This is a genomic window from Hymenobacter montanus (assembly GCF_014699115.1).
GTDB lineage: Bacteria > Bacteroidota > Bacteroidia > Cytophagales > Hymenobacteraceae > Hymenobacter > Hymenobacter montanus.
In genome coordinates this window covers 62,892-86,404 of record NZ_JACXAD010000011.1, presented here as the reverse complement: position 1 = coordinate 86,404, position 23,513 = coordinate 62,892, and the positions used below count along the sequence as shown (strand labels likewise).

The window sequence follows — 23,513 nt, the reverse complement described above, 5'->3', positions numbered from 1 at the left end:
GAAGATTAACGCCGCGAAGGCGGCGTCCTATCGCCCAAAGTTTTACACGATGGCCTTGCCATCCACGTCCGCTTCTACCAAGGAAGCTTTGGTTTTGCCGATGATGTAGCGCAGGCCCTTGTCGAAGCTGAAGTAGCTCCAGGTCCAGCTCAACAGCACCATCAGCCGGTTGCGGAAACCAATGAGGGATACCACGTGGACGATGCTCCAGGCCACCCAGGCCAGGAAGCCCTGCAGGTGATATTCCCGGCCGAAAAGCTTAATGTCGGCCACGGCGTGGTTGCGGCCGATGGTAGCCATAGCGCCCTTGTCGTGGTAGCGAAAGGGCTGCAAGGGCTGGCCGGCCAGCAGGCGGCTAAGGTTTTGGCCCAGCAGCCGGCCTTGCTGCAAGGCCGGTTGGGCCACCATGGGGTGGCCCTCGGGATAGTCGGGGCTGCGCATGGCGGCAATGTCGCCAATGGCAAAAATGTGGTCGTAGCCCAGCACGCGGTTGAAGTCGTCGACCCCGTAGCGGTTGCCGGGCAGCAGGCAGTCGGCGCGCAGGCCGCTAATGGGCGCGCCCGTAACGCCGGCCGCCCAGATGAGCGTGCGGGTGATGAGCTGCTGGCCCGTGCTGAGCGTAACGGTGTAGCCGTCGTAGGACTTCACCCGGGCGTTGAGCCACACCTGCACCCCGAACTGCTGAAGCGACTCCAGGGCCCGCTGCGAGGCATTGGCCGACATGCCCTTGAGTAGCACCGGGCCGCTTTGCACCAGATGGATGTCCATCTCCTTGAAATCCAGCTCGCGGTAGTCTTTGGGGAAGACGTGCTTGCGCAGCTCGCTCAGGGCCCCGGCCAGCTCCACGCCGGTGGGGCCGCCGCCCACAATCACAAAGTCGAGCAGGCTGTTAAGCTGCTCCCGGTCGCCGAGCTGCAGGGCCTGCTCGAAGTTCGAAAGCACGGTGTTGCGCAGTTCCAGGGCGTCTTCCACACTTTTAATGGCAATGGAGTTTTTGGCCATTTCGGCATCGCCGAAGTAGTTCGACGTGGCGCCCGTGGCCAGCACCAGGTAGTCGTAGCGCACCCGCCCAATGGAAGTTTCCACCACCTGGTCGGCCGTGTTCACGGCCATCACCTCGGCTAGCCGGAAGTAGAAGTTTTCCTGGGTGCTCAGAATCTTGCGAAACGGCGCCACGATGTCGCCCTCGTCGAGCCCGGCCGTGGCCACTTGGTAGAGCAGCGGCTGGAAAGCGTGGTAGTTCTGCTTATCAATCAGCACCACCTGCACCGGGGCCCCGGCCAGGGCCTTGGCCAGTTCCAGGCCACCGAAGCCGCCGCCCACAATCACGACGCGCGGCTTGCCGAGGTCGTCTATTTTCGTTAACCCTTCCATGCCACAAAGATGCGCCGCCCACTGGCGGCCTACTATAGCGGTGCTTACCGGGTTTTGGCGGCCGAGGTTGCTTGCCGTGAGCAAGAACGCGCGACTGGGCAGCACTCCTTGCAAGAACGGTCGGGTATAAAACCGTCGGGTTATGTGTGGTAGCGTTGATTCATCAACTTACTTAGCCGCATGAGGAAAAGGCGTCGAGTGTTGGCGAGCTTCCAGTTGCCGAATAGCCTCCGTTGCGGTCAGCACCGTGGCAAATTCATCTTGCAGACTAGCTAACGCCGTTTGGTGGATAAGCTCGGCGCTGAACGTTTCTGAATTAATGCCCCGTTTGCTGAACGTGGCGCAGGCATCGGCTACTAGAAACGTCTTGAACCCGAGATTCCTGGCCATGCGCACACTCGTAGAAACGCAATGGTCGGTGGTTAATCCAGCGAAAACGAGAGTGGTGAGTTGTGGCTCATCCAATTGCTGGCGCAGGTCGGTGCCAATGAAAGCACTGTTGACAGTTTTTTGAATAACCACTTCATCCGGCCGAGGGGCTACTTCCCGCTTGAAGGCATGGCCCGACTGCCCCGGTGCCAGCCGCGAGGCTGGGTTGGTTGAGCAGTGCTGGACATGAAAGATAGGGAGCTGGTGTTCGCGCCAGTAAGCCAACAGGCGGGCCGCGTTGGTTTCCGCTTCGGGGTTGTTGCGCTCGCCTCCCCAGTAATCAATGTCGTCGAAACCTTGTTGAAAGTCAATCAATACCAAAGCGGGAAGGGAATCGAGAGAAAGAAGCATGGAAATAGGTAGTGGTTGAGGTATTGATGAACTGTTTATGAAAATGAGGGCTGATTAGGGGCGCAGTGAAACAAGCATTCGGTGGCGGAAGACAACCAAAAGTAGGTGCCTGCCGGCCTAGTAGTCTGGACCAGTTTTTACATAATGGCTAGTCCAGCACGAGCGCTCTCACGAAGCCGCTGCTCAACCAACCTGCGCGCTGAACCAGGAGAAAACAGCAAAGCCTTTTGCCTGTACCTTGTGGCGGGGTCTATCTTCCGCCAAACTCTAAAAATTAGCTAGCCTTAGCCATGCTGCCGTATCAAACGCTCATCAGCCTAGAGCGCTCCCTGCCCGCATCGCTGAACCAGCAGATAACGGCCGCCTTTATCGGGCTTATTCTGCGGGGAATATTGCCGGCAAAAACAAAGCTGCCCGGCACCCGCACGCTGGCCACGCTCTTGGCCGTGCACCGGCAAACGGTGGTGGGCGCCTTCAACGAGTTGGAAGCGCAGGGTTGGATAGAGCAAGTACCCGCCAAGGGAACCTTCGTCAGCCCGCGGATTCCTGAAATGCAGGTTCAGCCCTGGCCAGCTCAGGCACCGGCGCCAGCCGTGGCCCGGGCCGGGTTTACGTATCCTCGGTTGCCAGCCGTGAGTCGGCCCCGCGGGTTGGCCCCGTTAATTCTGGACGGCGGCACTCCCGACCCCCGCTTGGCCCCGCTCACGGCCTTGGCGCGCAAGTACCGCACGGTATTTCGCCGCACCTCCAACCGCCATTTGTTTGGGTACACCATCCCCATTGGCAACGCGGCCCTGCGCCAGCAACTGGCCAATTACTTGCACGATACCCGGGGCATCGCCGCCCAGCCGGATAATGTCTTCATTGCCCGGGGCAGCGTAATGGCGATGTACTTAGTGGCCCAACTGCTGGTGCAGCCCGGTGATACAGTCGTGGTGGGCAACCGCAGCTACCCCGAAGCGAACCGCTTGTTTGAGTACCGAGGAGCACACCTGCAACGGGTAAGCGTGGATGAGCAAGGGCTGCGCGTCGACGAAGTAGAAGCACTCTGCCAGCGGCAGGCGGTGCGACTCGTGTACATTACCCCGCACCATCACTACCCCACAACCGTGACGCTGCCCGCCGAGCGCCGCGTGCGGCTGTTGCAACTGGCCGAGCGCCACAACTTCATTATTTTAGAAGATGACTACGATTTTGATTTTCACTACGCCAACAGCCCCATTTTGCCGTTGGCTAGCGCCGACCGCACCGGGCGGGTGTTGTACGTGGGCTCGTTAAGCAAAGCACTCGCTCCCTCCATTCGGGTGGGGTACTTGGTGGGGCCGGCCGACCTCGTGGCAGAAATGGGAAACCTGAGGTTTCTCGTCGACCACCAAGGCGACAGTATACTAGAGCAATGCATTGCCGAGCTATTCGCGGAGGGCGATATGAGCGCGCACCTAAAGCGGGCCCGCAACCACTACCAGCAGCGCCGCGACGTGTTCTGCCACCAACTGCGCGCGCACGTCTCGGAGTGGTTCTCCTTTGAGGAACCAACGGGCGGCTTGGCCGTTTGGGGGCAATTTTCGGAGGCAGTGGATGTGCCCCGCTTATCGGCTGAGTGCCACCGCGCGGGTTTGGGTATTGGCGACGGCCACCGTTACCAACTAGAAACCGAGGCCCAAGCGTCGCACCTGCGCTTAGGCTTTGCCGCGCTAACACCCGATGAACTGCTGCAAAGCGCCTCCATTTTGGCCAGGGCCTTGCGGGCTCAACCTAGCAAGGGCCAAATTGCTTAGAGGCAGCGTCAATTGTTGGCAGACCCTCTTGTTGTGTCCAGCTCGTGGTAGGCGCCTACGTTAGCCAGTTGTTGAAATTGGTCGAAGTAGGCTTGCACAGCACGGGGGCAGGGGCCGTCGCTAAAGGAATTTTCTACGGCGAAAAAGGCCCGGTTTCAGCCGTTTTGCCGCCATCCACCCCGCTGGCCGCCGAACTCTTTTCGATGCGGGCGGCGTTGGAGCCGTACTTCCATTGTCAGTCCTTCTCCCCGTTTCGCTTATGAAAATGCTGTTGCTTTGCTCCTTAGTAGTTGGTAGTGGCCTGCTGGGTGCTGCCGCGCCGGCGGTTGATACTGCCCCGGTAACCGTGGTGGTGTCCTCGCTGGTGTCGACCACGTCCACCGTACGGCTGTACTTCTACAACACGCCCGCGGGATTTTTAAAGCGGGGCAAGTGGGCGTTTTTCAAAGCAGTGAAGCCGGAGGGTAAGCGGGAGTTCACGCTGCCCGTGGACTTGCCGAAAGGGGAGTGGGCCGTGGCCATCACCCAGGATTTGAACAACAACGAGAAAATTGACAAGAACTTCATCGGTATTCCGACGGAGCCCTACGCTTTCTCGAACAACATCCGGCCCACCATCGCGGTACCTAAGTTCGAGGAGTGCAAGTTTGTGGTCGACAAGCCGGGCAAAGTCATCAGCATCGTATTGAAAGACTAAGCCCGGCGGCCTGGGCACCAAGGCCTCAGTCGCGCCGAAACGGATGCGCACCCCGCGCCAGCCGCTCTACCAGCGTAACGGCGCGGCGGACGCGGGTTTCGCGTTGCTTACCCTCGGCGACGACGCGGGCCATGGCGCGGCGGTGGGCGCCGCTGTAGGCGTTAAAAGCCATTTCAGCTTCGGGCCAGGCCGCCAGGGCCTCCGCCAGCTCGTCGGGAAGGTCGACGTGGTCAGGGTTGGGGGCGGCCGCGATTTCGATGGCCAGCTCCTGGCCCAGCTCGATGCCCAGCGTGCGGCAGACATCTTTGTTCAGCATGAGGTAGCGGCCCCCGCCCGCCAGCGGCAGCAGGCCTAGGCGTAGCGTGTGCTCCCCAATGCCCACGATGACGCGCCGGACGCCCTTACTGCCCAAGGCGTCCAGGACCTCCGGCGGCACCACGATGGTTTGCGTGGGCATGAAGCTGGGCCCACCCGGCTCCAGCACGGCGCGGAAAGCAACGGAAGCGCTCATAATCGGTTAGGAAGTTCGGATTTGACCATTACCGCGCACCAGCCACTTATAGCTGGTCAGCTCTTCCAGGCCCATGGGGCCACGGGCGTGCAGCTTCTGCGTGCTGATGCCGATTTCGGCACCTAACCCAAACTGCGCCCCATCGGTGAACGCGGTGGAAGCATTGGCGTACACGGCGGCGGCATCCACGGTGTTGAGGAAGGTGTCGAGCGCGGCCGCATCTTCCGACACAATAGCTTCACTGTGCTGCGAGCCGTGTTGAGCAATGTGGTCCAGGGCTTCGCTCAGCGAGCTCACGGTTCTAACGGCCATCTTCAGGGATAAGAATTCGGTGCCGAAGTGCGCTGCCGTCGCCGGGACCAGCAGGGCGGCCGGGTAGTGGCTGGCCAGGGCAGCGTGGGCGGGCTCATCCGCAAAAAGCTGCACTTCTGCCGTTGCCAGCGGAGCCAGCAGGGCGGGCAAATCGGCCAGCCGGTCCTCGTGGATGAGCAGGCAATCCAGGGCGTTACACACGCTCACCCGGCGGGTTTTGGCATTATGAATGATGGCTTGGCCCTTGGCTAAATCCCCCGCCGCGTCGAAGTACGTGTGCACGATGCCGGCTCCGGTTTCGATAACCGGCACCCGCGCGTTATCGCGCACGTAGCTGATGAGCTGCTGGCTGCCGCGCGGAATCAGCACGTCGACGTAGCCCACGGCCGCGAGCAGGGCCGCGGTGGCGGACCGGTCCGGCGGCAGGAGCGTGGCCACCGCCGCGGGCAGGCCGTGGCGCTCCAGCACGGGCCGGGCCACCGCCAGCAGCGCCTCGTTCGAAAAGGCCGCGTCGGAGCCGCCCTTCAGCAGGCAGGCATTGCCCGTTTTCAGGCACAGCGCCAGGCTGTCGAAGGTGACGTTGGGCCGCGCCTCGTAGATGATGCCTACCACGCCCAGCGGAACGCGCACTTTGCTCAGGTGCAGGCCGTTGGGCCGGGTTGTTTCGGCAATGAGCTGGCCCAGAGGCGAGGACCGGGCGGCTACGTTGCGCAGGTCGGCCGCCATGTCGCGGAGGCGCTCCGGGCTGAGACGGAGCCGGTCGTGGTTCGGATTGCTGGTGGGCATCCGGGCCAGGTCGCGGGCGTTTTCGGCCAGCAGAAAGGGGGTTTGCGCTTCGAGGGCCGCGGCCAGGTCGCCCAGCAGGTCATCGGTGGCGGCGGGCGCGAAGGCCGCCAGCGGGCGGCTGGCCCGCCGGGCGGCTTCAAAAATCGGTTGCAGCTCCACGGTTAAGCAGACGTAGGGATGAGAAACAAGTAGTCGTAGTGCACCAGTGGGCGCTGGTTCTGCAGGCCCAGGCGCTCCAGTGCTTTCTCCGAGCCGTACTCGGCGATGCCCAACCCCAGTAAGTGGCCGCTTTCATCGCTGAGGCGAATGATGTCGCCCTTGCGAAAGGTGCCAACCACCGCCACCACCCCCACCGGCAGCAGGCTACGAGCCTTGCCCGCGGCGGTGAGGGCCGCGCGCGCCCCGGCGTTTAGCCGCACTTCCGCCTTGGCCGAATCCTGAGAGTTAGCCAGCCACTTCTTCTTACCCGAGGCCGTTTTGCTGGGCTGAAACCAGGTATGCGGGGCCTTCTGGGTCAGCACGGCGGGTAGGATGTCCGCTGTCTTGCCATTGGCAACGTGGACGCTGATGCCCAGCTTGGCCACTTTGTGGGCCATGTGGCACTTGGTGAGCATGCCGCCCCGCCCGAACTGCGAGCGTTGGGCCGTCACGAAGTTGGCGAAGCCAGTGGCCGTGGGCGCAATCTCGGGGATGAGGCGGGAGCTGGGCAGGCGAGGGTCGCCATCAAAAATCCCGTCCACGTTGGTGAGGATTACCAGGGCGTCGGCATCGAGCTGCGCGGCAATTAGTCCGGCCAGCTCGTCGTTGTCGGTGAACATCAGCTCCGTGACCGAAACCACGTCATTCTCATTCACAATGGGAATAACCGCGCGCTGCAGCAGCTCCTGGAAGCAGTTGCGCATGTTAAGGTAGTGCTGCCGGTCGCGGAAATCTTCCTTGGTCACCAGCACCTGGGCACAGAGCAGCCCGTGCCGCCCAAACAGCTCAGCGTAGGTACTGAGCAGCTTCACCTGGCCCACGGCGGCCAGCAGCTGGCGGCTGCGCACGGCATCGGCCTTTGTCGGCAGGGTGATGAGGCTGCGGCCCGCTGCCACGGCGCCCGATGACACGACAATAACTTCCAACCCCTGCGCTTTCAGCCCGGCAATCTGGTTTACCAACTGCTCCATGCGGGCCAGGTCGGGCAAGCCATTATCCTGCGTAAGAACATTGGAGCCGATTTTAACGACGAGCCGGCGGTAGGGGAGGCGCATGGCGCAAAGATAGGAAACCCCATCTCCCACCTGTGGCTGCTCAAGTGCTGAAGAGAGCTCGCCAAGCGCTAAGGCTGGGAAGAGCCTAATACTTGAGATTTCGTGAATGCTGGGGTAGGGGGATAGAACCGCGATGGATGGAGGCTAAGGCGTCCGCGACGACGGGAAAACCCTGGTGCGTGAAGACAGAGCAGCTTGTCTGGCTAGCGAATTTTCTATTGTCTTCTGTAACTATGTTTTGTTACGCTCGTTACGGCTTTTGTTCAATTTATCTCTTTGCTGATTTCTCCCCTTTACTGACATGGAACAGATGATTCTGAAACAGTTGAAATGGTTAAAGATCTATGCCATAACCTCGACCATTGTGTTTGTCAGTTTTCTCTCGCTGGCCTTCAACCGCAGCGCTAAGCCGCAACGATTCGAAGAGATTGATGTGGAGCGCATCAACATCGTCGAGAAAAACGGCGCGCTGCGGATGGTTATCAGCAATGAGCAGCGGCAACATCCGGGTACTGTTGACGGCGGCAAAATGGGCCCGGCCCGCCAGCGGCCCGCCGGTCTTCTTTTCTTCAACAACGAAGGCGAGGAATGCGGCGGCCTGACATTTGGGGGCCGAAAACAGGCTTCGAGCATGGGTTTTTCCTTCGACCAGTACCAGAACGATCAGGTAATAGCCTTCCAGTACCAGGAGGGGCTCGAAGGCCAGCAGCGCAGCAGAAGCTACGGCCTGCGCTTGTGGGACCGGCCCGAAAACTTCACGACAGGGCAGCTCCTACAACACGTTGATTCGTTGGAGAAGCTTCATGATAAGAAAGCGTATCAGAAGGGAGTAGCCGAGCTGCAAGCCAAACGGCTTATTGGTTAGGAGCGCTTGTTTGTGGGCAAAAACAACCGCAAAGAAACCGGCCTCTTCATCCGCGACGAGTCCGGTAAGCCGCGCATCAAACTCTATGTAGACGCGCAAGGCGAGGCCAGGATAGAGATGCTAAACGCCGCAGGCGAAAAGCTGCCGTTGCGGTAACGGTCCTCGCAGCAGCGGCGCTTGCCTTGCTTTCTGGTTCCGACTGAGCTCACAGCCTTGTAGGGCAGCGAGTTGTGGAACGTAAGGGGAGCCAGGGAGCAACTGTTAAACCAGCGTGAGATACCAGGTAGCCCGCCGCACCAGGCTAGTCATGAACCAAGCCGCGCTCAAGCCATGGCCTTTGGTGATGGGTTAATCCCAGCATGATGCTGTCCTGGCTGGCGTTGGGGGCGATGACAGTTTCGACCTGAGACCTGCCTTCGTTCCAAGCTGCACCACTGCAGAAAAAGTAGCTGATTCTTAACACGTAGGGTTTAGTCCGTCAACTTTAGGGTAATCGGTTCGTAGCCAAGATACTCTTTCCACTAAACCCCAAATCGTTATGGCTCAGATTAAAGATCTTCGCGACCTGCTCGACCACGAAGTGCAGGCGATGTACAGCGCTGAGAAACTCATTGCCGCCGGCCTGCCCCGCATGATTCAAAACGCCAGCAGCAGCGAGCTGAAGCAGGCCTTCCAAACCCACCTTGACGAAACCGAGCACCAGATCCAGCGCCTTGAGCAGGTAGCAGACTTGCTCGAAATCGACGTCGATGGCGACAAGAACCTCGGCATGGCCGGCATCATCGCCGAAGGTGAGCAGGTAATGCACAAAGACGCCACGCCCGAAGCCCTGGACGCCGCCCTGATTTGTGGCGCGCAAAAAGTCGAGCACTACGAAATTGCCGGCTACGGCACGGCCGTGTACCTGGCCCAGGAACTGGGTTTCGACCAAGTTGCTACCATCCTTGATGGCATCCTCGATGAGGAAAAAAGGACCAACGGAATCCTGAATAGCCTAGCCAAAACCCTGGTGAACCCCTTGGCAGAGTAACACCAGCTGACTACCCCCGCAGGGAAGCCTCGGACTGCGAAATCCACACGCAACCCAAAGGGCGTGCTGCTGGCTCCAGTGGCTGGGCCGCATTTTTATAACATATTCCAGTATTCGTCTCCAGCATTCTTTTCCACCTTAAATTTCCTTTCCCGTGAATGAGCTGAAAACCATGCGCGACCTGCTCGCGCACGACATCCAGATGTTGTACAGCGCCGAAACCCTGGCTCTCGAAGGCCAGGCCCTGCTCGTCGAAAAGGCCAGTGACCCCCAGCTCAAAGCTGCTTTCGAGCGCCACGGCGTCGAAACTCAACAACAAGTAGCCCGGTTAGAACAAATCATGGAGCTTATGGAAGTCAAGCCCGGCCGTGAGGTTAACTCCGCTATCAAGGGCCTGATGAGCGACAGCGAAAAACTGCTCCGCAAGGAGTCCACTCCCGAAGTGCTCGATGCCATGCTCATCGCCGCGGCCCAGAAGATTGAGCACTACGAAATTGCCTGCTACGGCACGGCCGTGCGCATGACCGAGGACCTGGGCCTGAACCAGGCTGCTAAGCTGTTGCGCCAGACCTTGGAGGAAGAGAAGAAGACCGACAAAATCCTTAACGACCTGGCCAAGCAGCGCGTCAACGTGAAAGCAGAAGCCATGTAAGGGTGGCCCGTAAAACGGCCTACCCCACGCCCGTAAGTACCCCGGACCACCCAGTCGCTCGCGAGAACAACTCGTTCCACGGCGACCGGGCAGTCCGGGGTACTTACGCTTGCAAGCGAAAGGGCTAAACCTTATGAGGGCGGTAGTTGTACCTGTCTCAATCTGACTTGACCCCTACATGAAAGTTGAAATCTGGTCCGACATCGTCTGCCCATTTTGCTACATTGGCAAGCGCCGCTTCGAGCAGGCCCTGCAGCAATTCCCCTACGCCAACCGTGTGCAAGTTGTGTGGCGCAGCTTCAAGCTTGACCCCGGCTACCAGCCGGTGCCTGGTCGGAGCACGCACGAGTCGCTGGCCCACAAAAAGGGCATTTCCGTGGCTCAGGCCAAGGTCATGGCTGACCAGGTGAGCAGGCTGGCTACGGAGGTGGGCTTGCAGTACGACTTCAACCGGGCCGTGCCGGCCAATACCTTCCTAGCCCATCAACTCATTCACCTAGCGGGCCAGCACGGCCGGCAGGGGGCCGCCAAGGAGCACCTCATGGCCGCCTATTACACCAAAGGCCAGAACTTAAACGAAATTGATACGCTGGTGCAGCTGGCCACGGAAATAGGCCTCGACGCGGAAGAGGCCCGCACTGCCCTCACCAATGGCATCTACGCCGAGGCCGTGCGTCACGACGAGCACCAGGCCCACCAAATGAACGTGCGCGGGGTGCCCTTTTTCGTGTTCGAAGGCAAGTACGCCGTATCCGGTGCCCAGCCCACTGAGCTATTTGCTGAAGTGTTAGAAAAGGTGTGGGAGGAGCTCCAGCCCACTGAGCCTGCCCCGGCAATGGTCGCTAATGGGCCCGTCTGCGGACCCGAGGGCTGCAGTGTTTCCTGAGTAATGTCCGCATCAACCTCACGGGCCCCCTGTGGGACCAGCCCCGTCTCTTCCGGGAGGGGGAGCCTGACCTACATCGTTTGTAAACACAAAACGCGGTAGTCGTCGGCATTCGGTGCGCAGACTCCAGCCATCCAGTCAATGGCATTCAGCACACTGTTTTGTAGGAATTAAAAATTAAAAATGAAGAATTAAAAATCAGCTGGTCCATTTTTTAATTCTTCATTTTTAATTCTTTTCATCTATGCGAGAGCTGCTTACCTGCTCGCACCCCAGCAGTAGGTTAGCGTATAGTCGCGGATTCCTAACCGGACAAAAACAAAGGAAGCGCCTCTAGATGAGACGCTTCCTTGCCAGACGCCGAGCGTCATCGGTTGCTTTACCCAGATCGTGCAGCCTGTCGTACGGCTTGCTTACTTCACCACTTTTAACTGCTGGCTGCCGGCCGCCGTGAGTAGGCGGAGCGTGTACACCCCGGCGGGTAGCGAGCCCGTGGCCAGTTGGTGCTGTTGAGCCCCCAGGCGCAGGGTCAGGGTTTCGCGGCGCATTTCGCGGCCGAGGGCATCGAGCAGAACCAGCGTGGCGGGGCCCGCCTTAACGGGGGCCAGCTCCACGTGCAGCTCCTGGCTGAAAGGAACCGGGTAGGCCCCCACGAGTCCCAGATTAGTGTTCTGACCGTTTTTGGTTGCCAGCGCAGTACGGGAGCGCAGAAGTACATTGCTCACGTACAAGTTATTGCCGTTGTCGTTGAGGTTGGCAAAGCGCACAAGAATACGCGCCGGGCCCCCCGCCGCCAGCAGGTTGGAAAGATTCACGGTTTCCTGGCGCCAGTCGGCAACCCGAGCCGGGGCCCACTCCGAAGTCTGGAAGCCTGGTACGGTGGCTAGCGTGGAGCCTCGCTTGAGGTAGCCGGTTGGCTGGAAAGTAGTGCCGCAGTCAGTACTCACGTCTACCCGCAGGCCGTCGGAGTAGCCGGCGCCGTAGGCAGCATGGGCCACCCAGAAGCTTAGGGTCAGCTCGTTGCCAGTAGCAGTAGTCAGGTCCATTGGCGGGGTGATGAGGTAGTCCTCGGCGCCGCGCTGCGAATCGTTGTAGTCGTCGACCATTGGTACCCGGCGCGACAGCGCATCGGGGCCCACTACGTTCTGTGGGCTCAGGGCCCAGGTGAAGTTGCTGCTAGGATTCTTCACCAGCCAGCCGGCGGGCGGGAACGTGCTGGTGGTGAAGTCCTGGGCCAGCGGCAGCGCCTGCCCGTTCGTGACGGTAATCAGCTCACTCTGAGTGAGTGTAGAAGAGCCGTAGGTGTTGCTCGCCTGTAGCGTTACGTTATAGGTGCCGGGGTTGGCAAACTGTACCTGCGGGCTCTGCGACGCAGCCGAAGTGCCCCCTACGAACGTGACGCCAGCGCTGGGCGTAATGATCCAGGCCCAGGTTGTTGGGGTCGATTGGCTTTGGTCGGTGATGGTCACGGGCACACCAGGGCACACCAGCGTACGGCTGGCCTCGAACGCTATGAGCGGTGCAATCGGGCAGTTGCTGAGGCGGGCGGGCTGGTTAAGGGCGCGGGTACGGCGGCTGCGCAGCCCGTCCGAGAGTCGGATGGCGCGTACGCTGTACCACTGCTCCGCCCCGGCCCCCACATCAGGCAGCACCACGGAGGTGTTCGTTACGGTCGTTACCGAGTCCATGTACTCGGCTCCCAGTTTATACACTATATAGGCTGTAGCCGTGGCCACAGCATCCCATTGCAGGTTCACGGTGTTGGCGCACACGTAGCCGAGGCGCAGGTTACCCGGCACCGGCGAAATGGTGAGCGGCGCCACCGACTGGCTGCTGGCACTGCCGCGGGTCACGCGCACTTTCACGCGGCCCGAAGCCACGCTCGCCGGGACCGTCCAGTCGAAGTAGCGGGTGGTGGCCGCCACGGAGGCCGCAATTGGGAGCCAGGTGGCGCCATTGTCGGTGGTGTAGTCGAGGGCGAAGGGCTCGGTGCCGGCCGGGGCATCCCAGCGCAGTACCTCCGTTTCGCCCGGCACGAAGCCTTCCCCACCGAGCGGATACGTTAGCTCCACCCCGTCCTCCAGGTAGCTGTATACCAAATAGTAAGCCTGCGGGCCCTGGGGTACTGACTTACCGCGCACGGTTACGGTATAAGCGCCGGCGGCGGGGTTGTCCAATGTCACCTGCTCTACGTTGTTCAGGGAATCGAGCCCGCGGGTGGCATTGGCGTTGAGCTGCGCCACGGTGGGCCGGTGGTCGAGCACCCAGGGCTTGTAGCTCGTGCCGCCGGGCGCGGTTACCTGCAGGTCGAGGTTGTTGACGAGGTTAGTGCTGGAATTGATGGCGCCCTCGTAGTCATGCCAATAGGCCATCACCCGCAACTGTTTCTTGCCGGCCGGAATCGTGAGCGTGTGCGTCTTCGTCTGGCCCGTGGTGAGGGCATCCGTCAGATAGGTGCGCTGCTCCAGGACTCGCACGGCGCGCAGGGCATTTATGCGCCCATAGCCAAAAAGGAAGTCGGGGCCGGGGTTGCCAAGGTCTTCGGCCGTATTCAGCAGGGCTGCCTTCAGCAGGGCACTGGGAGCTTCTTGGTTGCTGTTGAGCGTGCGGTAGGCGTGCACTAGCTGGGCCGTCACGCCGGACACGCCGGGGCAGGCCATGCTGGTGCCCGTGAACACGGCGTAGGTATTCGGGTCGATGGTCGACGTGACGCTGGTGCCCACGGCGCACACGTCGGGCTTGATGCGGCCATCTTTGGCGGGGCCGCGGCTGCTGGAAGGCGCCAGGGCGTCGGTGTAAAGCACGTTGCCCACCGTTATCACGTTCTTCCCCATTTTGTGGCCCCCCGTAATGTTGCCCCAGCCCGGTCCCGCGCCGTAGCCGTAGTTATCGCCGCCGGAGTTACCGGACGAGAACACGTGCAGCAGGTAGGGCCGCTCCCGGGTTTGCTGGTCGACGGTGCGCGTAAAGCTAGTGTAACCCGCGTTGTTGCCATCCCCGTAGCTGGAGCTCGTGATGCGCACCCGCCGCCCGTCGGCATAGGAGGTCGGGACGCTGTTGATGTTGTTGGGATAGTTGAAATACTGGTTGAAAGCCGCCGTAGCGTTGCCGCGCACCCGCGGGTCGAGGTTGCCGGCCCCCATGATGATGCCCGCCACGTGGTCGCCGTGGTTGCCGCTGCTGGGTCCGGCGGCGCTCTGGTCGAAGCGGCCCTGGTAGTCGATGTGGGGCCCAATGCGGCCATCGTCGCCCTGGGCTACCACTACGCCGCGCCCATCGTAGTGGCGGCCCGCCCCGTAGTCGGTGCTGATGGCGTTGGCGCGGTGGTCGGTGCGGCCGCGGAAGTTTTCCGGCTCGGCCGGTGGCGTGGCGGGCTCCACCGTGCTCACCCAGGACAGCGCCGCCAGCCGGGCAATGTCGGCCGGCTGGCACAGCACCCGTAACTGCTGCGGAAACATCGGCTTGCCCGCCTCCTGAAACGAGGTCTGGCGCAGGGCCTGCGCGGCCTGGGCGGGCGTGAGGGTAGCGTAGTACTGCACATTCACCTCCACCAGCCCCCCGGCCCGCCGCATATGGTCGGGGATGACGTCGCGGGCCAGGTCACCGGCCAGCTTCCAGGTGGGCGACACCGGCTGCAGGCTGCGCAGCCCGACGTTCGCCAGGCGCTGGTGTGGGAGGCTGGCCGGCAGCACGGCCGTCCAGGCATTGTGCGGCAGGTAGTCGAGCAGCCGGACGCCGGCGGCGGCCAATGCTGCCTTCTGGGCTTCGGTGGGCAGTTGTTCAAACTGTAGCAGCCGGAACACTTGTCCCTGCCAGGCGTCGGGGGGAGTGGTGGCGGGCTGCCGCAGCCAATCGGTGAAATTGGCAGCGGGCGTGACGGGGCCGGTGGCCAGCTGAATGGCGTAGCGGCCGGCCGGCTTCGCGGGCTGTGCCGAAGCCAGCCAAGGTGCGAGTCCGAGCAGGGCCAGCCCCAGGAAGGAGAAGTGTTTCATGCAGAAGCGGAGCAGAAAGTTTGTTTAAGAGAAGGGGAATTTAAATATTAAGGCTAAGATACACGAATCAGCATAGCGTCGGTAGCTTGGCCTGGCATGAGGGCTGCTCTGCGCCAGGACCCGCCCTATGAGCAGGTTTTAGAGTAAATGAATTCGACGGCTTTGAAGCCAACGGGCTATTCCCTCCTACGAGAAAGGGGGCCGCTGCACGTGCAGCGGCCCCCTTTCTCGTAGGAGGGAATAGCCCGGAAAATCCTACTTCTTCGGGGCCGGCGAATTATTGGAGCCCTTGCTGATACTCTCAATGTTGGTGCTACCCGTGGCCCCACCCTGCCGGGCCGACTTCGCCGTGGAGCTGGAGCGCGAGGCCCGGGTTGGGCCCGTGGCGGGGGCCGTGTTTATTTTCTGGCCCGACCGCTGCCCGTTGCCGGGCGAATAGTTAGGCGTTTGAGTGATAGGACTAGCCGCGGGGCTGGCCGTGGTCCGGGTGGAGGTGGCTTCGGCTGCCGAATGGGAGCCCTCGCGGGAGCGCGGGGTCTGGGCCGAAGCGCTAGCCATGCTGCCAGCCAATACGGCGGCCAGGATGAGGAGCTTTTTCATGAAGGATCAAGGAAAATTGCGGAAAGGATTGCTTTACTTACGGCGTTCCGGCAACGACCGTTGGCTTAACAACTACTGCCCGGCTTAGGCCGTTACGGCTTCTTCGCTGCTGAGCTCGCTCAGCACCCCCCGGGCTTGCTGAATGGAGCGCACTTCCTCGAACGTCACAATCAACTGGTCTTTTTTCTCTTTCAGGCTGGCCGTGCGGGCGTGCGTCTGCACGTAGTTGAGAATGGTGCCGAACTGCTCGCCCTGAAAATAAGCCTTGTGGTCGTCGTCGGCCGGTAAAAAGCCCTTGAGCGTGTCGCGCTTCAGCGTGATTTTAGTGAAGCCCACCCGACAGGCTTGCCAGCGCAGGCGCACGATGTCGGCCAGCTGCTCCACTTCAGCGGGCAGGGGGCCAAACCGGTCTACCATGCTGGTCAGCAGCTTGCGCAGCTCCTCGGGCTTCTGGGCGCGGTCGAGTTTGGCGTAGAGCTGCAGGCGCTCCGACACGTTGCTCACGTACTGCTCCGGAATAAGTACCTGCTGGTCGGTTTCCACGTTGCACTCGGGGGCGCGGCCGGCGCCGGCGGCTTGTTGCAGGCGCTGCTGGCTGTTGGCGTCGCCCAAGAACAAATCGCGGAATTCCGTTTCCTTCAGCTCCTGCACGGCCTCGTCCAGAATCTGGTGGTAGGTTTCGTAGCCTAAGTCGTTGATGAACCCGCTCTGCTCGCCCCCAAGCAGGTTGCCCGCGCCGCGAATGTCCAGGTCGCGCATGGCCACGTTGAAGCCCGCGCCCAGGTCCGAGAACTCTTCCAGCGTGCTCAAGCGCTTGCGGGCATCGGCCGGCAACTGGGCCACGGGGGGCGTGAGCAGGTAGCAGTAGGCCTTGCGGTTCGAGCGGCCCACGCGGCCCCGCATCTGGTGCAGGTCGCTCAGGCCGGTCAGGTGAGCGCGGTTGATGATGATGGTGTTGGCGTTGGGAATGTCGAGGCCGCTCTCGATGATGTTGGTCGAAACCAGCACGTCGTACTCGCCCTCCACGAACTTCATCATGCGCTTTTCCAGCAGCTCGCCCTCCATTTGCCCGTGGGCGTAGGTGATTTTCGCATCGGGCACCAAGCGCAGAATCGTGCCGGCCATCTCCTCGATGTCCTTCACGCGGTTGTGCACGAAGAACACTTGCCCGCCGCGCTTGAGCTCCCGCGCCACCGCGTCCCGAATCAGCATTTCGTCGTACACGTGCAGCTCCGTTTGCACCGGCTGCCGGTTCGGCGGCGGGGTGGCAATTACGCTCAGGTCCCGCGCGCCCATCAGGGAGAAGTGCAGTGTCCGCGGGATCGGCGTAGCCGAGAGCGTAAGCGTGTCCACGTTCACTTTCAGCTCCTTGAGCTTGTCTTTAGTCTTCACCCCGAACTTCTGCTCTTCGTCAATAATCAGCAAGCCCAGATCTTTAAACTTGATGTCCTTGTTCGTGAGCCGGTGCGTGCCAATGAGAATATCGGTTTTACCCTCGGCCACGCGCTGCAAGGTTTCCTTGATCTGCTTGGTCGATTTGAAGCGGTTGATGTATTCCACCGTCACGGGCAGGGTAGCCAGCCGGTCGCGGAAGGTTTTGTAGTGCTGCATGGCCAGAATGGTAGTCGGCACCAGCACGGCAGCCTGCTTGCCGTCGGCCACGGCTTTAAACGCCGCCCGGATTGCTACTTCTGTCTTGCCAAAGCCTACGTCGCCGCACACCAGCCGGTCCATGGGGTGGGGCTGCTGCATGTCCTGCTTCACGTCTTCGGTGGCCTTGGCCTGGTCCGGCGTGTCCTCGTAAATAAAGCTCGACTCCAGCTCCGCCTGCATAAAGCCATCCGGCGAAAACGCAAAGCCCGGCGCCGTCTTCCGCTTGGCATACAGGCGAATAAGGTCGGCCGCAATGTCCTTGACCTTTTTCTTGACCGACTTTTTCTTGTTCTCCCACTCCGGCGAGCCCAGCTTGCTCATGGTCGGGGGCGCGCCCTCCGCGCCGCTGTACTTGGCAATCTTGTGCAGCGAGTGAATGCTGACCGTCAGCAAGTCATCGTCGCGATAAACCAGCCGGATGGCTTCCTGAATCTGGCCGTTTATCTCCACCTGGGTCAGGCCCGCGAAGCGCGCGATGCCGTAGTCCTGGTGGGTCACGTAGTCGCCGGGCTGCAGGGTCTTCAGCTCGCGTAGCGTCAGGGCTTTCTTCTTCGAGAACTTCCGCGTTTCCTGGGCCCGGTAGTAGCGCTCGAACAGCTGGTGGTCGGTATACACGGCCAACTGCAGCTGCTCGTCCACGTAGCCTTCGCGCAGCGCCAGCAGCAGGTGCTGAAACTTGACGTTATTGTCCAGCTCATCAAAAATCGTTCGGAGCCGGTCGGCCTGCCGCACGGTGTCGGCGGTAATGATGGTTGTAAGGTTGCGCTGCTGGTTTTCCTTCAGGTTTTTGGCCATCCGCTCGAATTCCTTGTTGAAACTCGGCTGGGGCTTGGCCGTGAACTGAAACGTATCGGCATTTTTAAAATAAAACCGCTTCCCAAATTCTACCACCGCGAACTCATCGAGCAGCTTTTTAAAGTTCTTGCCCGACTCGAACAAGTCGGCCGGCCGGCTCACGATTTGCATGCCGCCAGCCTCACTCAGCATCTGTTGGAAATTAGCTTCGGCCTTTTCAAATAGATCGGTCACCACGTCCAGCGTCTGCCGCACATCCTTCATCCAAATACAAGCCGTGCGGGGCAGGAAGTCGAAGAAGGCCTCGCGTGTTTCCTGCAGCAGTTTCGTTTGCACGTTGGGAATAATGCTGATGCTGGGCCGTGGCTCCACCGACAATTGGGTTTCGGGGTTAAACGTGCGGATGCTCTCTATTTCATCACCAAATAGTTCCAGCCGGAACGGCAACTCATTGGCGTAGCTGAATACGTCCACGATGCCACCGCGCACGGCGTACTGGCCGGCTTCGTACACAAAGTCAGTCTTCTCAAAGTCATACTCGCCCAGCAGCTCACCGAGGAAGTTCACGTCGAGCTTATCGCCAACTTTTGCGTTGAATGTGTTCTTAACCAAGCTCTGCCGGTTGATTACCTTCTCTGTCAGGGCTTCCGGGTACGTGATAATGAATATGCTGGTCCCGGTGGCGCCGCGGGTGGTGTTCAGGCGGTTCAGCGCCTCGGCCCGCATCAGCACGTTGGCGTTCTCCGTTTCGTCGAACTGGTACGGCCGCTTGTACGAGCTGGGAAACAGCAGCACCTCGGGGCCCTCCGGCAGCAAGTGTTGCAAGTCCGATAGGAAGTAGGCCGCCTCCTCTTTATCATGTAAGACAAACACGTGCGGGTGCTGTCCGTGCGCCACGGCGGCGGCTACTACGGCATCCTGGCTGCCCACGAGCCCGCGCAGGTGCAGGCGCACGCCGCTGGGGTCGGGCTTGGCCGCCCCGCGTAAGCGGGCAGCCAAGGTTTGCAACTCCGGAGAAAGCCGGTAGAGACGAAGAAAATCAGCTACTTGCACGAAATAGGGGCTGGTGAAGAGTAAATACAGTAGCCCGGCCAGAAGAGGTTCTGGTCGGGCCGCGATTTACGATACAGCAGAGCTAACCGTAAGGTTTCCGGCGGTTCTCGTAGTTTTGCGAGCAGTTGTCAGCTGCTCATTATTAGCTGTTGGTTTCAGCCTCGGCATCCGGATAGCTTATTAACTGAAAATGAATGCTTCATAACTGGTAATGCGCGGCTCTTCTCATTTGGCTATCGGCCTCATCACCGGCGTCGCCATCGCCGGGCTGGCGCCGGGTATTCCATTTTCGCTGCCCGGCATTGCCCTGGCCGGCTTTTCCAGCCTGGCACCGGACCTCGACCACCCCGAAAGCCGCCTGAGCAAGCGCCTGGGCTTCACTCAACACTACGTGCGCTGGGCTTTTGGCGCGGCGGCCTTCATTATCGCGGCGTATGCTTACCTGCAGCTGCGGCCCGGGTCCGAGCAACGACTGTACTACACGGCCGCCCTGGCTTTTGGCTTGATTGGCGTGGGCATGCAAGGCGGGTCGGCGCGGCGCCTGGCCCTGCTCTTTACCGGCCTGGCTACGGTGGTAGCGGGCCTGTACACCGAGCAGTTGTGGCTAAGCTTGCTGGGCACTTTTGTGGCGCTGGCGCCGTTTACTTCGCACCGCTCCTGGACGCACACCATCTGGGCGACCGCGCTCTGGACGTACATCGGCCATCTGGCCGACCAGCAGCTGGGCTGGCGCGGGGTTGCCTTGTTCGCGGGGGGCGGCTATGCCTCTCATCTCTTCGCCGATACCTTGACTAAGGCCGGGGTTAGGTGGTTTCTACCGATTTTCGAGTACTCTTTCAAGCTACCGCTTATCAGCACCGGCTCGGCCAGTGGTAACCTGCTGGAAGTGGCTATTTGCGCGGGATATGCCCTGTTAGTACTGGGATTAGTGGTGGGCAATACTAGTTTTTAATGGTTAGGCAGCCTTGCAAAAGCAGCCCGAACTGTAGTAATAGGCTCGTTTGGTGGGCTATACTGTTGCATAAGTCAGTTGATAATACTAGCTTCGTAATAGCTATTTCAATTTATTGTGACGTTGTTCTTAATATTTTATGTTATTATTTAGCGGTTTCATTAAACTCTACCACCTCAAATTATCGTTTAGGGCCCAGTGGGATCCCCCATTCGGAGACTGTATTCACTCGAAGTTGACGACAACCGGCAAGCATAGTTTCATCCTAATCGTCGTGGACTTACGAAATACAACTGTATCTTGCTTTGGTGATTATTCCACATGGTCTCTGTCCCCTGTCTTAACAGAAACATTTTCATAACTTTAAATTAACCGCATCACCATGAACCAGATGAACAGCCCCTTGATTCGGGTTGGTGTCTTCTATGACGGCAACTATTTTTTGAAGATCAGCGATTACTATTATTTTCAGCATGAGCGCAAAGCTCGGATCAGCCTGGAAGGGCTGCACGAGTATATTCGACATCAAGTAGCTGAAGAAGAAGATGTGGATGTGCGCTTGGCCCAGATAACCGACGCCCATTTCTTCCGTGGTCGCCTGTCGGCTACCGAGGCCCGCGACAAAGACCGCCTGTTTCACGACCGCCTGCTCGACGATATCCTGATGAATATGGGCGTGCAGACGCACTACATGGCCCTCAAAACCCGGGACGGCCGCCTGCAGGAAAAAGGCATCGACGTGTGGCTTTCCCTCGAAGCCCTGGAACTGGCCCTGCATAAAACCCTTGATGTAGTGGTGCTTATTGCCGGCGACAGCGACTACGTGCCACTCATCCGCAAGCTCAACACCGTGGGCACCCGGGTGATGCTGCTGAACTGGGACTTCAAGTACGAGGATTTCAAGGGCGAAACCCGCGTTACCCGCGCCTCGCAGCAACTGCTCGAGCAGGTGACCTATCCAATTGCCATGCACGACGTCATCGACCGCGGCCTGGAAACCCAGGATCGGGTGGTGGAAGCCCTGTTCGTGAATCAGGCCGAGCCGGCTGCTTTTGCGCCCAGCACTGTTTCCGCTCCCAAGCTGGTCCGGCCCACTGGCCCCACCGCCGCCGGCCCCGTGGGCACCATGGGCATGAGCACCATCAAAAACCTGAAGAACGGCTTTGGCTTCGTCGTGATGCCGCCTAACAACCTGTTTTTCAGCTACGCCGACCTTACCGAGGGCGATTTCAACGACCTGCGCGAAGGCGACTGGGTGGAGTTCACCGTGGGCCGCAACCACCGCGACGAAGACTGTGCTCGCAACGTACGCAAAGTGCCAGCTCCACAACTCAACGATATTGAGGATGAATACGAGCCCGTACCCATGCATACAGCTAGTGCTGAGCTCTAAAGTTCGTAATCAGCTCGCGTGAGCACGAAGCACTGGAAGGTCAGCGGAGCGAAGGTTTCGCTTTCCACCATTGCCCTGGATAATCCAAAAGCCCCGCCTCCGCCCAGAGTCGGGGCTTTTGGTAGGTAGCGCATACTGGGGCGGAGCGGCCGCTTCTTTAAGGCAGCATCAACTTGGCAAAGTCCCGCTTATCCATAGGGTAGCGGTTGAAGGTACCTAAGCCGCGGGCTACGGCCAGGTCTTCGTGGCCCGGTACCAGCCGGTAAATTACGCAGCTGCTCACCACCAGCTTGTTGCCGGCATGGTCGACGATGCCCCGGGCCAGGAGTGCATCGTGCAGATGTAGCGCGTGCAGGTAATTCATTTTAAATTCCACCGTCGATACCAGCTCCTGGGTCGTGAGGGCCAGCGAAAGCGCAGCCGCGCCCAGGGCGGCATCCATCAGGCCGGCCAGCGCCCCGCCGTGGCAGGTGTTGGGGGAGGAAAGGTGGGCTTCCTGAATGGTCATGCGGTATTCGGCTTGGCCGGGCACCGGCACGGTAAGCGCCATGCCATTGGCCTGGCCGTACTGGTTCATGCGGTTGTAGGCAGCCACCATGGCGGCCAGCTCAGGCAGGGGGCGGTTGGGGGGTAGAGCTTCGGACACGTTCGTGGATTGAAGAAGTTAAGTAGTCGGTCAAAAGTACTGGTATAGAGAAAGGCGATCCTGCTCCTGTGCGCCCGTGGAGCCGAAGCAGGACGTGCTGATAGAGGCCAGTACTTATAATCGACAGGGTTGTAGCGGCAAGTTTGCTGAAAAGTTAGTTTGTATAATTAACCCAGGTTACGGACTAGCCGGGTACGACCGCTACGCGGCTCTTACCCACCTGGCCTCTTTTACTTACTGACTTACTACCAACCTCCCACCGCTATGAGGTTAGTTCACAACTCAGGTTAACTAGGCTCGGCAGCGGGCCTTGGCGCTGCTGCTTAACAAGCTCCGACGGGCAGAGTTATCATCTTACCAGCCTAAATTCTTGGTTTTCATGCACCCGCTGCGCGCCTACCTTCACCGCTTCGTTCCGTATTTAACTGACGCCGACTGGCAACCACTGGTCGATACCCTGCGTCCGCGCCGTTTACTCCGCGGCGAACATTTCGTACAAGCCGGCGAGTACCGGCCCGAGCTGGCTTTGGTGCTCAACGGCAGCTGCCGCCTCTACTACCCCCGGCCCGATGGGGAAGAGCGCACCACTTACTTTTTCTTCGAAAACCACCTGCTGGCGGATTACCCGGGCTGCTTGACGGGCCAGCCCAGCCAGTTCAGCATTCAGGCGCTCACCGACACCGAGTTAGTAGTCTTCGACTACGCGGTGCTGCGCCAACTCTACGAGGAGCGGCCAGTGTACGAGCGGTTCGGACGCCTGGTGGCCGAATACCACCTGCTCGGTACCGACGCCCGCCTGGTCGAGCAACTGCTGCTCTCGCCCGAAGAGCGCTACCGCGCGCTGCTAACCAGCGGCAAAACCAAGATTCTGGAGCGCATCCCCCAGCATCTGGTCGCCAACTATCTTGGAGTTACGCCCGTCTCCCTGAGCCGCATCCGGGGACGGGTAGCGCGCAATCGGGGTAAGAAAACGTAGAAAGAGAGCGTGCGGCCTCAGCGCCATTTCTTAGCTTTTGTTATCGTTGGTTGGGTCTTCACAGGGGGAATTTTGGGGTGTTCATTTTACTCCCGTATCCTCTCAGCGCTCTCATGAAAACCCTACTGAAAACGGAAGAACTGGCCGAAACACTGTTCGCCCTGGTCGTCTTTGCCCATCTGCCCTATGCCTGGTGGGTGCTACCCGCCACTTTTCTGCTCCCGGACCTCAGCATGGCGGGCTACTGGGCCGGGCCTCGCGTTGGCGCCTTTTGCTACAACGTCGCCCACCACAAGGCAGTGGCCCTGGCAATAGGCGGGGGCGGCTGGTGGTTAGGACAGCCAGTGCTGCTGCTGGCGGGCACGGTGCTCCTCTTTCATAGTGCTTTCGACCGGCTGCTGGGCTATGGCCTCAAATACGCTACCTGCTTTCGGAACACGCACCTGGGCCGGGTGGGAGCAGACCAGCTGGGGTAGCCGCTGGCTCCGGCACCCCTGGTTCCCGTTGCTTGGTAACTTCCAGCCCTACG

The 23,513-nt window shown here is 60.3% G+C and carries 20 protein-coding genes; 11 read left to right on the top strand and 9 right to left on the bottom strand.

Going from position 1 to position 23,513, the window contains the following annotated elements:
* Positions 1–42 precede the first annotated feature (42 nt).
* Together IC235_RS11485 and IC235_RS11480 are read right to left on the bottom strand one after the other, a co-directional pair.
* Entirely contained in the window at positions 43–1,374 is a 1,332-nt protein-coding gene (locus IC235_RS11485; protein ID WP_191005319.1) for an NAD(P)/FAD-dependent oxidoreductase, read from the bottom strand.
* A gap of 168 nt (positions 1,375–1,542) precedes the next feature.
* Positions 1,543–2,154, bottom strand: coding sequence for a cysteine hydrolase family protein (locus tag IC235_RS11480; protein ID WP_191005318.1), 612 nt, complete (start codon positions 2,152–2,154; stop codon positions 1,543–1,545).
* A 290-nt stretch (positions 2,155–2,444) separates the two neighbouring features.
* Between IC235_RS11480 and pdxR the strand changes: the two genes are divergently transcribed.
* Positions 2,445–3,932, top strand: coding sequence for a MocR-like pyridoxine biosynthesis transcription factor PdxR (pdxR, locus tag IC235_RS11475; protein WP_191005317.1), 1,488 nt, complete (start codon positions 2,445–2,447; stop codon positions 3,930–3,932).
* A gap of 259 nt (positions 3,933–4,191) precedes the next feature.
* Positions 4,192–4,629, top strand: a complete 438-nt coding sequence (locus tag IC235_RS11470) for a DUF2141 domain-containing protein (RefSeq protein ID WP_191005316.1) — start codon at positions 4,192–4,194, stop codon at positions 4,627–4,629.
* A gap of 25 nt (positions 4,630–4,654) precedes the next feature.
* Here the strand turns inward: IC235_RS11470 and IC235_RS11465 are convergent, their stop codons facing one another.
* From IC235_RS11465 to proB, 3 genes are read right to left on the bottom strand one after another with little or no spacing between them, the layout of a single operon-like run.
* Positions 4,655–5,140 carry a YdeI/OmpD-associated family protein gene (locus IC235_RS11465; protein WP_191005315.1) on the bottom strand — a complete coding sequence of 162 codons (486 nt, stop codon included), beginning with the start codon at positions 5,138–5,140 and terminating at the stop codon, positions 4,655–4,657.
* A gap of 6 nt (positions 5,141–5,146) precedes the next feature.
* On the bottom strand, positions 5,147–6,397 hold the full coding sequence (locus IC235_RS11460) for a glutamate-5-semialdehyde dehydrogenase (protein WP_191005314.1): 1,251 nt from the start codon (positions 6,395–6,397) through the stop codon (positions 5,147–5,149).
* A 2-nt stretch (positions 6,398–6,399) separates the two neighbouring features.
* A complete protein-coding gene (proB, locus tag IC235_RS11455) occupies positions 6,400–7,491 on the bottom strand; it encodes a glutamate 5-kinase (protein WP_191005313.1) in 1,092 nt (363 codons plus the stop codon).
* A gap of 301 nt (positions 7,492–7,792) precedes the next feature.
* Between proB and IC235_RS11450 the strand changes: the two genes are divergently transcribed.
* The 5 genes from IC235_RS11450 to IC235_RS11430 all read left to right on the top strand — a co-directional run bounded on the left by IC235_RS11450 (position 7,793) and on the right by IC235_RS11430 (position 10,924).
* On the top strand, positions 7,793–8,356 hold the full coding sequence (locus tag IC235_RS11450; protein ID WP_191005312.1) for a hypothetical protein: 564 nt from the start codon (positions 7,793–7,795) through the stop codon (positions 8,354–8,356).
* A gap of 12 nt (positions 8,357–8,368) precedes the next feature.
* Positions 8,369–8,512, top strand: coding sequence for a hypothetical protein (locus IC235_RS11445; protein ID WP_191005311.1), 144 nt, complete (start codon positions 8,369–8,371; stop codon positions 8,510–8,512).
* A gap of 382 nt (positions 8,513–8,894) precedes the next feature.
* On the top strand, positions 8,895–9,386 hold the full coding sequence (locus IC235_RS11440) for a YciE/YciF ferroxidase family protein (RefSeq protein ID WP_223847231.1): 492 nt from the start codon (positions 8,895–8,897) through the stop codon (positions 9,384–9,386).
* 154 nt (positions 9,387–9,540) lie between these two features.
* Positions 9,541–10,038, top strand: coding sequence for a YciE/YciF ferroxidase family protein (locus tag IC235_RS11435; protein WP_191005310.1), 498 nt, complete (start codon positions 9,541–9,543; stop codon positions 10,036–10,038).
* A gap of 178 nt (positions 10,039–10,216) precedes the next feature.
* Positions 10,217–10,924 carry a DsbA family oxidoreductase gene (locus IC235_RS11430; protein ID WP_191005309.1) on the top strand — a complete coding sequence of 236 codons (708 nt, stop codon included), beginning with the start codon at positions 10,217–10,219 and terminating at the stop codon, positions 10,922–10,924.
* Positions 10,925–11,337: 413 nt separating this feature from the next.
* Here IC235_RS11430 and IC235_RS11425 read toward each other — a convergent pair whose 3' ends face one another.
* The 3 genes from IC235_RS11425 to mfd form a co-directional block, all read right to left on the bottom strand.
* A complete protein-coding gene (locus IC235_RS11425) occupies positions 11,338–14,916 on the bottom strand; it encodes a S8 family serine peptidase (RefSeq protein ID WP_191005308.1) in 3,579 nt (1,192 codons plus the stop codon).
* Positions 14,917–15,171: 255 nt separating this feature from the next.
* Positions 15,172–15,516: a hypothetical protein gene (locus tag IC235_RS11420; RefSeq protein ID WP_191005307.1), complete on the bottom strand. Its 345-nt coding sequence runs from the start codon at positions 15,514–15,516 to the stop codon at positions 15,172–15,174.
* Positions 15,517–15,600: 84 nt separating this feature from the next.
* Entirely contained in the window at positions 15,601–19,017 is a 3,417-nt protein-coding gene (gene mfd, locus IC235_RS11415; protein ID WP_191005306.1) for a transcription-repair coupling factor, read from the bottom strand.
* A 211-nt stretch (positions 19,018–19,228) separates the two neighbouring features.
* Between mfd and IC235_RS11410 the strand changes: the two genes are divergently transcribed.
* Both IC235_RS11410 and IC235_RS11405 read left to right on the top strand, forming a co-directional pair.
* Positions 19,229–19,969 carry a metal-dependent hydrolase gene (locus tag IC235_RS11410; protein ID WP_191005305.1) on the top strand — a complete coding sequence of 247 codons (741 nt, stop codon included), beginning with the start codon at positions 19,229–19,231 and terminating at the stop codon, positions 19,967–19,969.
* A gap of 382 nt (positions 19,970–20,351) precedes the next feature.
* Positions 20,352–21,362, top strand: coding sequence for an NYN domain-containing protein (locus tag IC235_RS11405; protein ID WP_191005304.1), 1,011 nt, complete (start codon positions 20,352–20,354; stop codon positions 21,360–21,362).
* Positions 21,363–21,519: 157 nt separating this feature from the next.
* On the opposite strand, the gene IC235_RS11400 is transcribed toward IC235_RS11405, so the two are convergent.
* Complete coding sequence (locus IC235_RS11400; protein WP_317173562.1) at positions 21,520–22,008, bottom strand: PaaI family thioesterase; 489 nt, start codon at positions 22,006–22,008, stop codon at positions 21,520–21,522.
* 379 nt (positions 22,009–22,387) lie between these two features.
* Here IC235_RS11400 and IC235_RS11395 point away from each other — a divergent pair, with 379 nt between their 5' ends.
* Both IC235_RS11395 and IC235_RS11390 read left to right on the top strand, forming a co-directional pair.
* Positions 22,388–22,984 carry a Crp/Fnr family transcriptional regulator gene (locus IC235_RS11395; protein ID WP_191005303.1) on the top strand — a complete coding sequence of 199 codons (597 nt, stop codon included), beginning with the start codon at positions 22,388–22,390 and terminating at the stop codon, positions 22,982–22,984.
* Positions 22,985–23,097: 113 nt separating this feature from the next.
* Positions 23,098–23,460, top strand: a complete 363-nt coding sequence (locus IC235_RS11390) for a DUF4260 domain-containing protein (protein ID WP_191005302.1) — start codon at positions 23,098–23,100, stop codon at positions 23,458–23,460.
* Positions 23,461–23,513 lie beyond the last annotated feature (53 nt).